The following is a 13,196-nucleotide window of genomic DNA, read 5'->3' as shown; positions in this document are numbered from 1 at the left end:
AAAACTTGCGTTTTCATATTTCGTACCAAATAAACCCCGCCACAACCAACCCGCACACCATGATGACGCACGGACCATGCCACGACGGAGGGTCTTGGCACTGACTATTAAGCACACTGTTGAGTTCTCAAGGAACGGACGCTCACCTCAACCAGACCAACCGGCCTGCTCTCGGGGCAACCTCTCCAGCCTAACCGAACCAACCCCCGCTGTCCAACCCCGCCCTCCCGGACCGAGCCACACACCGAAGACCACCTCAGCGGCCACTTCCGACCCGAACCCCATCCACCCGCTCACCGAGCGACCGAACACCAGTTCGAACCAGAACCCCACACTACAACACCCGCGAACCAGGTCCGCGCGCATCCTTCACATGTGGGTACCAACCCCGGGACCAGCCACTTCGCCGGCTCGTAACGAGCTTCGCAGTGGTGTCTGTTCCTCCCAGTCGGGCTGACGTCCAGAACATTACGTCGACATGAACGCGATCGTCAAGCGAGGTCCCGGGTGATCCGCCCCGGCGCCGGGGCGGAGCGCCGTCGGGCGCCGCTCCGCGCTCGGGCGCCAGCGACGAAGCGCTGGCGCACGCGCCCGGTCCGAAGCGCTCGTTATCCCGCCACGGCGACCGCGAGCGTGCGCTTGCCGCGTCGCAGCACGGCCCACCGACCATGCATGAGGTCCCCCGCCGCGACGGTAGCGTCCGCGTCCTCGACCTTGACGTTGTTGACGTACACGCCCCCCTCGGCCACGGCGCGCCGAGCCGCACCCTTGGAGGCCACGAGGCCGCTGGCGACCACCGCGTCGACCACGAGGTCTCCGACCTGCACAGGAGCTGACGGCAGCTCCGCGACCGCCGCGCCGAGCGTGGCCTCGTCCAGCTCGGTGAGATCACCCCGACCGAAGAGCGCCTGGCTCGCCGCGATCGCGGCGTCCGTGGCCTCCTTGCCGTGCACGAGCTCGCACACGTCCCGCGCCAGGACGCGTTGCGCCTCCCGGGCAGCCGGGCGCTCGACGACAGACGCTGCGAGCGCCTCGATCTCCTCAGCTGAGCGGAACGTGAAGATCTTCAGCCACCCCACGACGTCGGCGTCGTCGGCGTTGACCCAGAACTGGTAGAAGGCGTACGGACTCATCATCTCGGGGTCGAGCCACACGGCTCCCCCCTCCGACTTGCCGAACTTCGTCCCGTCGGCCTTGGTGATGAGCGGGGTCGCGAGCGCGTGAACCGTGCGCTGCTCCGACTTGCGGATGAGCTCGACACCGGCGAGCAGGTTGCCCCACTGATCGTTCCCGCCGGTCTGCAGCGTGCAGCCGTGCCGCCGGTTGAGCTCGAGGAAGTCCATGCCCTGGAGGATCTGGTAGCTGAACTCCGTGAAGGAGATCCCCTGCTCGCTGTTGAGCCGCCGGGCGACCGTCTCCTTCGCGAGCATCGTGCCGAGACGGAAGTGCTTGCCGACGTCCCGGAGGAAGTCGATCGCCGACAGGGAACCCGTCCAGTCGAGATTGTTTGCCATGACCGCAGGGTTGTCACCCTCGAACGACAGGAACCGGGAGATCTGCGCCTGCAGGCGCCCGACCCACTCGGCCACGGTCTCGCGGGAGTTGAGCACACGTTCCCCCGACATCCGGGGGTCGCCGATCAGCCCCGTCGCGCCACCGACGAGGGCGATCGGGTGGTGCCCGGCGAGCTGGAGATGCCTGAGCACGACGAGCTGCACGAGGTGTCCGTGGTGCAGGCTCGGCGCCGTGGGGTCGAAACCGCAGTAGTACGTCACCGGCCCGGCCTCGAGAGACTCACGTAGCGCCTCAAGATCCGTGGTCTGACTGATCAGACCACGCCACGTCAGCTCGTCCAGCACGTTGCTCACTGCTTCTCCTTCGGTTCCCACGGCGCCATCTCGTGCGACGCACCCGCCTAGTCTGCCGTGCCGACCCGCTCCGGGAGAACGCGCGCCCTCAGGCGCCGCGCCCGGGGGCGGCCGGCCGTCGACCGCCGGGGCGGAAGACGGAGACCGTCGGGTCACCCGCGAGCCAGAAGCGCCACGGATAGACCGCACCGTCCCCACCCGGTCCGGCGACACCGACCCGCGGGCCGGTGTCGATCGTCGACCCGGGCAGGACCCGCCCGGCCCGCACCACCACGCTGCCGCGGGGATCCGTCACATCGACCCCGTCGAGCTCGTGGGAGATGCCCAGAGCCACCGTGAGGCGCGCTGGACCGCTCGCGAGCATCTCGGGCCGACGGACCACCCCGCGGCGGAGCCGACGTTCCGTCGCCACGTCGGCCCCCTCGACGATCTCGCCGGCACGCAGCAGGACCGCGGAAGCGGCGCCGACCTCTCCTGCGACGACGTTCATGCACGAGTGCAGGCCCATGTGCCGGTAGACGTAGAGGCGTCCGGGCTCACCGAACATCGTCGCGTTGCGGGGCGTTCGACCGCGGAATGCGTGCGAACCCGGGTCCCGGTCGCCGCGGTACGCCTCCACCTCGGTGATCCGGGCCGTCACCGTACCGTCGGGCCACGTCGTCGTCACGTGCGCGCCGAGCAACGCGACAGCGAGCTCCAGGGCGTCGCGCTCGTACCAGGACCGGGGTAGGACACCGCTCATTCGCGCACCTCGGCGTCCGGCCAGCCGCAGACGGCACCCGCACCGTCGAGACGCACATGTGCCCGCTGCGCTGTCGCGTTGGCGGCGTAGTGTGCTCGCTCGTCGACCATGAAACGCTCCCAGTGGCTCCGCGGGGCGTCACCGTCACGGGCGAGCCCGCGCCGCAGGCGCAGGGCATCGTCCGCCTCCACCCAGACGATGAACGGCGCGAACACGTCGACGGCACGGGACGCCGATCCGCAGCCCTCGACGACGAGGTGCTCGGCGGGCAGCACGGTGTGGCGTTCGGCCCGCCGGCCGGTCGACCAGTCGTAGCGCGCGTAGGTCCCGGGCCGGTCGCGCGCGAGGGGCGCCAGCACCTCGTCGCACAGGATGCGGACACCCTCGTCCATGCCGGTCCATCCCTCGTAGAGGTCGTCCATGTGGACGACGGACGCGGGCAGCACCGCACCGAGCTGCGCGGCGAGGGTGGTCTTGCCTGAACCCGCCGGACCGTCGACGAGCACGAGCCGCGTCGAACCCAGGCCTGCCGGTACAGAGCGCAGGACCGCGACGAGTCGTTCGAGGACGCCGGAGGGGACGGTCACGCCGCAGCTCCGCGCGCCGTGCCCGCCCCCAGCAGCGACACCGCGGTCAGCTGTTCGCCCAGAACCGGAACTCTGCGGCGCGGACCTTCGCCTCGTCGAGCTGCTCGGCGACGCGCGCCGGTGCCGTCCCGCCGACGGCGTCCCGGGAGGCGAGCGACCCCTCGACCGTGAGCACGCTGCGCACAGCGGGCGTGAGGTGCTCCGAGATCGACGCGAGGTCGTCGTCGCTCAGGTCCCACAGCTCGATGCCGCGCTCCTCGCACACCCGGACGCACGCTCCGGCCACCTCGTGCGCGACGCGGAACGGGACACCGGAACGCACGAGCCACTCGGCGATGTCCGTCGCGAGGGAGAAGCCCTGGGGCGCCAGCGCAGCCATGCGCTCGGTGTCGAACGTCATCGTCTGCACCATCCCCGCGAACGCCGGAAGCAGCACGGTGAGGGTGTCGACCTGGTCGAAGACCGGCTCCTTGTCCTCCTGCAGGTCACGGTTGTATGCGAGCGGCAGGCCCTTGAGCGTGGCGAGCAACCCCGTGAGGTCGCCGATCACTCGTCCCGCCTTGCCGCGCGCGAGCTCTGCCACGTCCGGGTTCTTCTTCTGCGGCATGATCGAGGAGCCCGTCGAGAACGCGTCGTCGAGCCGGACGAAGCCGAACTCCTTCGTGTTCCAGATGATGATCTCCTCCGCGAACCGCGAGAGGTCCACGGCGAGCATCGCGGAGACGAACGCGAACTCCGCGACGACGTCCCGGCTGGCGGTCCCGTCGATCGAGTTCTCGACAGAACCGTCGAAGCCGAGCTCGGCCGCGACAGCCTCGGGGTCGAGCCCGAGCGACGATCCTGCGAGCGCACCCGATCCGTACGGCGACCGGGCCGCACGCACGTCCCAGTCGATGAAGCGGTCGACGTCGCGCAGCAACGGCCAGGCGTGAGCCAGCAGATGGTGCGCGAGCAGCACGGGCTGGGCGTGCTGCAGGTGGGTGCGGCCCGGCATCGGTGCCCCGGGGTGCGCCTCGGCCTGTGCCACGAGTGCGTCGACGACGTCGAGCACGAGGCGCGCGATCGTCCGCGACTCCTCCCGCAGGTACATCCGCACGAGCGTCGCGATCTGGTCGTTGCGTGACCGCCCGGCGCGCAGCTTGCCCCCGAGATCTGCGCCGGCCCGCTCGATGAGCCCACGCTCGAGAGCCGTGTGCACGTCCTCGTCCGCGGGGACCGGGAGGAACGCGCCGGACTCCACGTCCGCGGACAGCACGTCGAGGGCGGCGAGCATGTCCGTCAGCTCAGCCTCGGTGAGCAACCCCGCGGCGTGCAGCACGCGGGCGTGCGCGCGGGATCCCGCGATGTCGTGCTGCGCGAGCCGCCAGTCGAAGTGCGTGGACAACGACAACGCCTGGAGGGCCTCGGCGGGGCCGCCGGCGAACCGGCCGCCCCACAGGCGCACCCGGGTCTCGTCCTGCTCAGGCACCGGTCGACCCGAGGTTGCCCGCACCGAGGTCGACACCGTTGCCGAACTTCACGTCGCGTGCCGCGGAGAGCTTCGCGGTGAGACCGAAGATCTCGATGAAGCCCTTCGCCTGGGACTGGTCGAACGAGTCTCCCTCGTCGTACGTCGCGAGGTTGAAGTCGTACAGGCTCGACTCGCTGCGTCGGCCCGAGACGGTCGCCCGGCCACCGTGGAGCACGAGGCGGATGTCGCCCGAGACGTACCGCTGCGTGTCGTCGATGAAGGTCTCGAGCGAACGCTTGAGCGGGGAGAACCACATGCCGTCGTAGACGAGCTCCGTCCAGCGCTGCTCGACCTGGCGCTTGAACCGCGCCTGCTCGCGCTCGACCGTGACGTTCTCGAGCTCCTGGTGCGCCGCGATGAGCGCGATCGCACCGGGCGCCTCGTAGATCTCCCGCGACTTGATGCCCACGAGACGGTCCTCGACGATGTCGATGCGCCCCACGCCCTGAGCACCGGCACGCCGGTTCATCTCCTGGATGGCCTGCAACGGCGTCACGGCCACACCGTCGAGAGCGACCGGGATGCCCTTGTCGAACGTGATGATGACCTCGTCCGCGACCGGCGGGAACGTGGGGTCGTCCGTGTAGTTGTAGACGTCCTTCGTGGGCGCGTTCCAGATGTCCTCGAGGAAGCCCGTCTCGACAGCACGGCCCCAGACGTTCTGGTCGATCGAGAACGGGTTGTGCTTGGTCGTCGCGATCGGCAGGTTGTTCTGCTCGGCGTACGCGATGGCCTTCTCACGGGTCAGCGCGAGGTCACGGACAGGTGCGAGGCACTTGAGGTCCGGGGCGAGCGACGTGATGCCCACCTCGAAGCGGACCTGGTCGTTGCCCTTGCCGGTGCAGCCGTGCGCGACGGTCTGCGCGTCGAACTGCCGGGCGGCGCGGACGAGGTGCTTGACGATCGTCGGACGCGACAGCGCCGAGACCAACGGGTACCGGTCCAGGTACAGCGCGTTGGCGCGCAGCGCCGGCATGCAGTACTCCTCGGCGAACTCGTCGCGGGCGTCCGCGACGTACGCCTCGACGGCGCCGCAGTCGAGGGCACGCTGGCGGATGACCTCGAGGTCCTCCCCGCCCTGGCCGACGTCGACGGCCACGGCGATGACCTCGGCGCCGGTGCGGTCGGCGATCCAGCCGATGGCAACGGAGGTGTCCAGGCCGCCCGAGTAGGCGAGCACGACGCGTTCAGTCATGGCACTTCTCTTTCTCAACGATTGTGTACTGGTCAAGTGTGTCATCCACCGGTGCGCCCTCGGCGCCCGGCGGTCGGTCGGGGAGGATCAGGGGGCGTCGCTGGCGAGGGCGACGAAACGGGCTGCGAGCTCGTCACCGCCGTCGACGGCGCGGGCGATCACGAGGACGGTGTCGTCCCCGGCGATCGTGCCGAGGACGCCGGCGAGGACCGAGTGGTCGATCGCCGACGCGAGGTACTGTGCGGCACCCGGCGGGGTGCGGAGCACGACGAGGTTGCCCGAGCTCTCGGCGGAGACGAGGAGCTCTCCGCACAGGCGCGCGAGCCGGGCGGCGAGGTACTCCGCGTCGGTCGTCGCCTGCACCGAGCGGTCGCCCCCCTCCCCCGGCACGGCGTACACGAGCACGCCTGACGACGTGCGCACCTTCTCGGCGCGGAGCTCGATGAGATCCCGGGAGAGCGTGGCCTGGGTGACGTGCAGGCCGTCCTCGGCGAGCGCCCGTGCCAGCTCCGCCTGGGAGTGGATCTGCTCGCGCAGGAGCAGGTGCACGATGCGCGCGTGGCGGGCGGCCTTGGTGGCGGGAAGCGAACGCACCGGGCCGGGGCCGAGGCTCACGACCGCTCCAGGAGCCACGAGAGCAACGCCTTCTGGGCGTGCAGGCGGTTCTCGGCCTCGTCCCAGACGGCTGACTGCGGGCCGTCGATGACCTCTGCGGTGATCTCCTTGCCACGGTATGCCGGCAGGCAGTGCAGGACGATCGCGTCCGGCGCCGCGAGCGCGAGGAGCGTGCCGTCGACCTGGAACGGCACGAACGGGGCGTTGCGGTCCGCAGCCTCGTCCTCGTCCCCCATCGAGATCCACGTATCCGTCGCCAGGGCGTGCGCGCCTCGTGACGCCTCGGCCGGGTCGTCGGTGACGAGCACCGAACCACCGGTGAGATCCGCGATGCGCTGGGCGTCGGCGACGACGGACGGGTCGGGGTGGAAGCCGACGGGCGCGCCGATACGCACGTGCATCCCCGCCACCGCGCACCCCAGGAGATAGGAGTGCGCCATGTTGTTCGCGCCGTCACCGAGGTAGGCGAGCGCCAGGCCGGGCAGCGCGCCGACACCGCCCCTGCGCTGGGCGAGGGTGAGAAGGTCAGCGAGGATCTGGCACGGGTGGAACTCGTCGGTGAGGGCGTTCACCACGGGGACGCTGCTCGCTGCGGCCATCGCCTCGACGCGCTCCTGCCCGAAGGTCCGCCAGACGATGGCGGCCACCTGCCGGTCGAGGACCCGCGCCGTGTCGGCGACCTCCTCGCCGCGACCCAGCTGGGACCCGACCCCGTCGATGACGAGGGGGTACCCGCCCATCTCGGCGATCCCCACGGAGAAGGACACCCGGGTCCGGGTCGACGGCTTGTCGAACAGCACGGCGACGGCGCGCGGGCCGCTGAGCGGAGTCCGGGCGAACCGGTCCCGGGAGAACTCGAGCGCGAGCTCGAGCACCTCGGCCTGCTCCGCCTGCGAGAGGTCGTCGTCGCGCAGGAAGTGGCGGGTCATGACGCTTCACCGGGGAGCAGCTCGGACGCGGTCGCGGGCAGCGAGCCGAGGAAGGCCACGAGGTCGTCGGCCTGTTCACGCGTGAGGATGAGGGGCGGGGCGAGACGCAGCGCCGTGGGGCTGACGGCATTGACGATGAAGCCGGCATCCAGGGCACGGGACGCGACGGCGGGCGCGACCGGGTCCGTCAGCTCGATCGCGACGAGCAGGCCGACCCCGCGCGCCGACGAGACGAGGGGGTGCCCGAGCGCGCCGACCGCTGTCCGCAGGTGCTCACCGACGGCCGTGACGCTCGCGAGCAGGTCGTCCCGCTCGATGACACCGATCGTGGCGAGCGCGGCAGCCGCTGCGACGGGGTTCCCGCCAAAGGTGGTGCCGTGCTGCCCACGCGCCAGGAGCGTCGCCGCGCGTTCGCCGAACGCCACGACGGCGCCGATGGGGAACCCGCCCCCGAGACCCTTGGCGAGCGTGACGACGTCAGGGACCACTCCCTCCCCGACGAGCGGGAGCTGGTGAGCGAACCAGGCACCGGTACGGCCCATACCCGTCTGCACCTCGTCGAGGACCAGGAGCGCACCGTGCTCGGCCGTGAGCTCCCGCGCACGGGCGAGGTAACCGGCGGGCAGCGAACGCACCCCGGCCTCACCCTGCACAGGCTCGATGAAGAACGCCGCGACGTCCGCACCGGTACCGTCGGCGAAGGCTGCCTCGAGAGCATCCAGGTCACCGAAGGGCAGGAACTCGACCCCACCCGGCAACGGCTCGAACGGCTCCCGGTACGCGACCTTCGAGGTGAGCGCGAGCGCCCCCATGGTCCGTCCGTGGAACGCACCCTCGAGGGCGAGGATGCGCGGACGTCCGGTGCGACGCGCCATCTTGAACGCTGCCTCGTTGGCTTCGGTACCGGAGTTGGTGAAGAAGACCCGGGAGCCCTCGGACGCGCCCGCCAACTCCAGGAGCCGCTCAGCGAGCGCAACCTGTGTGGGCGTGGCGAAGAAGTTCGAGACGTGCCCGAGGGTGCCGAGCTGTGCGCTGATCGCGGCCGTGAGCGTCGGGTGCGCATGGCCCAGGGCGTTGACGGCGATGCCGGCGAGGAGGTCGAGGTAGCGCTTGCCGTCGGCGTCCCACACGTACGCACCCTCGCCGCGCACGAGGATCCGCTGCGGAGGACCGAAGGTGTCCATGACGGACGCGGTGTACCGCTGGGTCCACGCGGTGCTTGCCCCGCCGTCGGCCGCCAGGGTGGACGTGGTCGTCCGGATGGTCTCGGTCATGACGTCGTTCCGTCCGTGCTCGGTGGTGCGGGGGGTGCGGGGGGTGCAAGATGCTCGCCTGCGGGCGCAGGGACCGTGGTGCTCGGGGCGCGCACGACGTGTGCGGGGACGATCGGGATGGAGCTCGTCGTCGTCCCGGCGAGGCGCCCGTCGCTGTCCGGGACGACCATGGTGCCGATCCCCCGGGCCGTGAAGACCTCCATGAGGACGGCGTGGGCCACCCGACCGTCGATGACGTGCGCCTGGCGCACACCACCACGCACGGCCCGCAGGCACGCCTCCATCTTCGGCACCATCCCCGACTCGAGGCTCGGGAGGAGCTCCGCGAGCGCAGACACGGTGATCCGGCTGGCCAACGAGGACCTGTCCGGCCACGACGTGTACAGGCCCTCGACGTCCGTGAGCACGATGAGCTTCTTGGCCCGCAGCGCCACGGCGAGCGCCGCCGCCGCCGTGTCCGCGTTGACGTTGAGCACCTGGGTCGGGTCGGCGATGTCCGGGGCGATCGTCGAGACGACAGGGATGCGCCCGGCATCGAGCAGGTCCTGCACCGCACGGGGGTCGACCTCGACGACGTCGCCCACGAGACCGACGTCCACGGCCTCGCCGTCGACCGTCGCGTGCCGCCGGCGTGCGCGCAGCAGGCCGCCATCCTCGCCGGAGAGCCCCACCGCGTGGGGACCGTGGGCGTTGAGCAGCCCGACGAGCTCACGCGAGACCTTGCCCGTGAGCACCATCCGCACGACGTCCATCGCCTCAGGGGTGGTGACGCGCAGACCACCCTTGAACTCGCTCGCGATCCCGAGCCTGCTGAGCATCTCCGAGATCTGGGGACCGCCGCCGTGCACGATGACGGGGTGCAGCCCCACCTGGCGCAGGAAGACCATGTCCTGGGCGAACGCCGCCTTGAGGCGCTCGTCGATCATCGCGTTGCCGCCGTACTTGACGACGACGAGGGCACCGTTGAACTGCTGCAGCCATGGCAGGGCCTCGAGGAGGACCTCGGCCTTCTGCGCGGGGTCGAGGTCCGCGGTGTCGATGTGGCTGAGGTCGGTCGTGGATGTGCTCATGAGGAGTACGCGCTGTTCTCGTGGACGTAGTCGTGCGTGAGGTCGTTGGTCCAGACGGTCGCCTCGGCAGGTCCCGCGTGGAGGTCGACGAGGACGTGCACCTCGCGCCCCGCGGACAGGTCGACGAGGTCACGGTCGTCCCCGACTCCCCCTGCACGGCAGACCATGACGCCGTTGATCGACACGTCGAGCCGCGCAGCGTCGAACGCCGCCACGGACTCGGGAACGGTGCCGACCGCGGAGAGCACCCGGCCCCAGTTCGGGTCGTTGCCGAAGACGGCGGCCTTGAAGAGGTTCGAGCGGGTCACGGCGCGGGCGACCGCGACCGCGGCGTCCTCGTGCTCAGCACCCACGACGCGCACCGCGATGTCGTGGCTCGCACCCTCGGCGTCCGCGACGAGCTGACGTGCGAGGTCCGCGCAGACCTGGGTGACGGCGCGGGAGAGCTCCTCGAGGCCCACGGTCACGCCGCTCGCACCGGAGGCCAGCAGGATGACGGTGTCGTTCGTCGACATGCAGCCGTCGGAGTCGACGCGGTCGAACGTCGACCGTGTCGCTGACCGCAGCGCGGCGTCGACAGTCGCGGCATCGGCCACGGCGTCGGTCGTCAGGACGCTGAGCATGGTCGCGAGCCCGGGCGCGAGCATCCCCGCTCCCTTGGCCATCCCGCCGACCGTCCATGTCGCATCCCCGTCGCCCGCACTGACGACGGCGGTCTTGGGCACGCTGTCGGTCGTCATGATCGCCCGTGCGGCGTCGGCGCCACCGTCCACGGAGAGCGCGCCGACCGCGGCGTCGACCCCGGCGAGCAGCGCGTCCATGGGCAGCCGCGTGCCGATGAGTCCCGTGGAGCACACGAGCGTGTCACCCGCCGAGACGTCGAGCGCTCCGGCGAGATGCTCGGCGGTGCGGTGGGTGTCCCCGAAGCCCTCCGGGCCGGTGCACGCGTTGGCCCCGCCGGAGTTGAGGACGACGGCGCTGGCCCGGCCGTCGGCGACCACCTGGCGCGACCAGGCCACAGGGGCGGCGAAGACCCGGTTCGTGGTGAAGACGGCCGCGGCCGCGTCGAGAGGGCCGTCGTTGACGACGACCGCGACGTCCGGCAGCCCGGTCGACTTGAGCCCGGCCGCGACCCCTGCCGCCCGGAACCCCTGCGCTGCGGTGACACTCACGGGGCGACTCCCACCGTCGTCAGGCCGAGGGTCTGTGGCAGGCCCAGGGCGATGTTCATGGACTGCACGGCGGCACCCGCCGTGCCCTTGACGAGGTTGTCGATCGCCGTGACGGTGACGACGCGACCGGCGCGCTGGTCGAGCGCGACCTGGACGAGGGCGGTGTTCGCGCCCGTGGTCGCCGCGGTCGTGGGCCACTGCCCCTCGGGCAGGAGCTCGACGAAGGGCTCGCCGTCGTAGGCCTGCTGCCAGGCGAGGCGCAGGTCGGCCGGACTGATCGCGTCGTGCTCGGGCAGCAGACGCGCCGTGGCGGTCGCCAGGATCCCGCGGGACGTCGGCACGAGGACGGGCGTGAACGAGATGCTCACGCCGTCCCGGGCGCCGGCGGCGCGGAGGTTCTGCTCGATCTCCGGCACGTGCCGGTGCGAGCCACCGACCGCGTACGGCTGGAGAGAACCGAGCGCCTCGGATGCCAGGAGGTGCGGCTTGAGGGTGCGCCCCGCCCCGGAGTACCCGACCGCGAGGACGGCGACGAGGTCCTGGGGATCGAGGATCCCCGCAGCGACCCCGGGCTGCAGCCCGAGGGTGACGGCGGTGACGTTGCACCCGGGTACCGCGATGCGGCGCGCGCCGACGAGCAGCTCGCGCTGCTTGGTGTACGGCCCGTCGCCCGGGGCGACGTGGAGGAGCTCCGGGAGCCCGTACGGCCACGTGCCTGCGTGCTCCGACCCGTAGAAGTCCGCCCACGCGGCGGGGTCCACGAGCCGGTGGTCGGCTCCGAGGTCGATGACGAGGACGTCGTCGGGGAGCTGGGCGGCGATCTCACCGGACGCGCCGTGCGGCAGCGCGAGGACGACGACGTCGTGACCGGCGAGGTGCTCTGCGGTCGTGTCGAGGAGCACCCGGTCCGCGAGGGGCCGGAGGTGGGGCTGGTGCGCCCCGAGCGGGGTTCCCGCGTTGGAGTGGGCGGTGAGCGCCCCGATCTCTGCGTCGGGGTGCGCGAGCAGGAGCCGGAGCATCTCGCCCCCCGCGTACCCGCTGGCACCCGCCACCGCTACCCTGAACGTCATATGCATAACCATACACAGACCCGAGTTCTATACCAACAACAGGGGGCGGGCGGGCCGCTACCCTCGTGCCATGAACCACTCCTGGGCTGACGGCGGGTACGAGAACCAGGGACCGGGGCCGTCCCGAGGAGCTCGGGTCGCCCTGACCGTGCTCATCCTCGTCGTCTCCGCGCTGAGCGCCGTCGTGTACGCCAAGATCGGGATGGACCAGTCCAGGGCGCAGTGCTACGCGGACGCCCCTGCGGGCTCGCGGGTCGACGACGTCACGACGACCCTGCGATGGTTCCCACCCGGGTACGACTGCAGCTACACGGACTGACCGCTGCCGGCCACCGGAGGCTCCGCGGGCAGCAGGTGGTGGAAGTGGTCGATCGGCCCCCGGCCGCCGCCCACCTGCAACGCGTCCGCCGCGGCGAGCGCCCCCCCGAGCCAGTCCTTGGCGGCTCGGACACTGTCCTCCCACGTCGCGCGGCGCGGCCGCAGCGCGGCGACCGCCGCAGACAACGAGCATCCCGTGCCGTGCGTGTTCTCCGTGACGACCCGGGCGCCGTCGAGCTGCACGACGCCGTCCGCGGTGACGAGCGCGTCAGGGCTCGCGCCACCCTCGAGGTGCCCGCCCTTGACGAGGACCCTCGTCCCGCAGCGCTCGAGCAGCCGTCCACCCTGCGCCACCGCCGCGTCCCACGTCGTGGCACAGGACTCACCCAGCAGCGCCGCGAGCTCGTCGAGGTTGGGTGTGACGAGATGGGCATGCCCCAGGAGTGCCCGGAGCGCGTCCTCACCGTCCGGGTCGAGCAGGCGATGTCCGCTCGTGGACACCATGACGGGGTCGACGACGACCACCGGAGGACCGACCTCGCCGAGCCACTCGGCGATCACCCGTGCGTTCGCTGCCGTGGCGACCATGCCGATCTTCACGGCGTCGACGATGACGTCGTCGCTCACCGCGGTGAGCTGGTCCGCGAGCAGCTGTGCGGGCGGGACGTGCGAGGACCGCACACCTCGCGTGTTCTGCACGACGAGCGCCGTCACCACGGCCATGCCGTACGCACCGTGGGCGGCGAACGACTTGAGATCAGCCTGGATCCCCGCGCCGCCCGTCGGGTCGGTGCCCGCGATGCTCAGCACCCGTGGTCGCGACCCGACGAACGACACCTCGCGGGC

The 13,196-nt window shown here is 71.2% G+C and carries 13 protein-coding genes; 1 reads left to right on the top strand and 12 read right to left on the bottom strand.

What is annotated here, in order from left to right; genetic code table 11:
* Positions 1 to 608 precede the first annotated feature (608 nt).
* From tyrS to argC, 11 genes are all read right to left on the bottom strand, one after another.
* Positions 609 to 1,868 (bottom strand): tyrosine--tRNA ligase, encoded by a 1,260-nt coding sequence (gene tyrS / locus AC2AXK_RS10930; RefSeq protein ID WP_484345395.1) that lies wholly within the window; start codon positions 1,866 to 1,868, stop codon positions 609 to 611.
* Positions 1,869 to 1,956: 88 nt separating this feature from the next.
* Positions 1,957 to 2,610, bottom strand: a complete 654-nt coding sequence (locus AC2AXK_RS10925; protein WP_484345394.1) for a DNA-3-methyladenine glycosylase — start codon at positions 2,608 to 2,610, stop codon at positions 1,957 to 1,959.
* Positions 2,607 to 3,197 (bottom strand): AAA family ATPase, encoded by a 591-nt coding sequence (locus AC2AXK_RS10920; protein ID WP_484345393.1) that lies wholly within the window; start codon positions 3,195 to 3,197, stop codon positions 2,607 to 2,609. The genes AC2AXK_RS10925 and AC2AXK_RS10920 overlap by 4 nt, the downstream gene beginning before the upstream one ends.
* Positions 3,198 to 3,243: 46 nt before the next feature.
* A complete protein-coding gene (gene argH, locus AC2AXK_RS10915; RefSeq protein ID WP_484345392.1) occupies positions 3,244 to 4,665 on the bottom strand; it encodes an argininosuccinate lyase in 1,422 nt (473 codons plus the stop codon).
* Positions 4,658 to 5,902 (bottom strand): argininosuccinate synthase, encoded by a 1,245-nt coding sequence (locus AC2AXK_RS10910; RefSeq protein ID WP_484345391.1) that lies wholly within the window; start codon positions 5,900 to 5,902, stop codon positions 4,658 to 4,660. Before AC2AXK_RS10910 ends, argH begins: the two co-directional genes overlap by 8 nt.
* Before the next feature lie 87 nt (positions 5,903 to 5,989).
* Positions 5,990 to 6,535 (bottom strand): arginine repressor, encoded by a 546-nt coding sequence (locus AC2AXK_RS10905; protein ID WP_484345390.1) that lies wholly within the window; start codon positions 6,533 to 6,535, stop codon positions 5,990 to 5,992.
* Positions 6,514 to 7,446: an ornithine carbamoyltransferase gene (gene argF, locus AC2AXK_RS10900; RefSeq protein WP_484345389.1), complete on the bottom strand. Its 933-nt coding sequence runs from the start codon at positions 7,444 to 7,446 to the stop codon at positions 6,514 to 6,516. The genes AC2AXK_RS10905 and argF overlap by 22 nt, the downstream gene beginning before the upstream one ends.
* Entirely contained in the window at positions 7,443 to 8,720 is a 1,278-nt protein-coding gene (locus AC2AXK_RS10895) for an acetylornithine transaminase (RefSeq protein ID WP_484345388.1), read from the bottom strand. Before AC2AXK_RS10895 ends, argF begins: the two co-directional genes overlap by 4 nt.
* Positions 8,717 to 9,790 carry an acetylglutamate kinase gene (argB, locus tag AC2AXK_RS10890; RefSeq protein ID WP_484345387.1) on the bottom strand — a complete coding sequence of 358 codons (1,074 nt, stop codon included), beginning with the start codon at positions 9,788 to 9,790 and terminating at the stop codon, positions 8,717 to 8,719. Before argB ends, AC2AXK_RS10895 begins: the two co-directional genes overlap by 4 nt.
* Complete coding sequence (gene argJ, locus AC2AXK_RS10885) at positions 9,787 to 10,962, bottom strand: bifunctional glutamate N-acetyltransferase/amino-acid acetyltransferase ArgJ (RefSeq protein ID WP_484345386.1); 1,176 nt, start codon at positions 10,960 to 10,962, stop codon at positions 9,787 to 9,789. The genes argB and argJ overlap by 4 nt, the downstream gene beginning before the upstream one ends.
* The gene (argC, locus tag AC2AXK_RS10880) at positions 10,959 to 12,038 is read right to left on the bottom strand and encodes an N-acetyl-gamma-glutamyl-phosphate reductase (RefSeq protein ID WP_484345385.1); all 1,080 of its coding nucleotides are present in this window, start codon (positions 12,036 to 12,038) and stop codon (positions 10,959 to 10,961) included. The genes argJ and argC overlap by 4 nt, the downstream gene beginning before the upstream one ends.
* A gap of 64 nt (positions 12,039 to 12,102) precedes the next feature.
* Between argC and AC2AXK_RS10875 the strand changes: the two genes are divergently transcribed.
* On the top strand, positions 12,103 to 12,351 hold the full coding sequence (locus AC2AXK_RS10875; protein ID WP_484345384.1) for a hypothetical protein: 249 nt from the start codon (positions 12,103 to 12,105) through the stop codon (positions 12,349 to 12,351).
* Here AC2AXK_RS10875 and thiD read toward each other — a convergent pair.
* Positions 12,339 to 13,187, bottom strand: a complete 849-nt coding sequence (gene thiD / locus AC2AXK_RS10870; protein ID WP_484345383.1) for a bifunctional hydroxymethylpyrimidine kinase/phosphomethylpyrimidine kinase — start codon at positions 13,185 to 13,187, stop codon at positions 12,339 to 12,341. The genes AC2AXK_RS10875 and thiD overlap by 13 nt on opposite strands.
* Positions 13,188 to 13,196: the final 9 nt, after the last annotated feature.

Source organism: Sanguibacter sp. Z6_81, from assembly GCF_057180625.1.
This window is presented reverse-complemented; position numbering and strand designations above follow the sequence as displayed.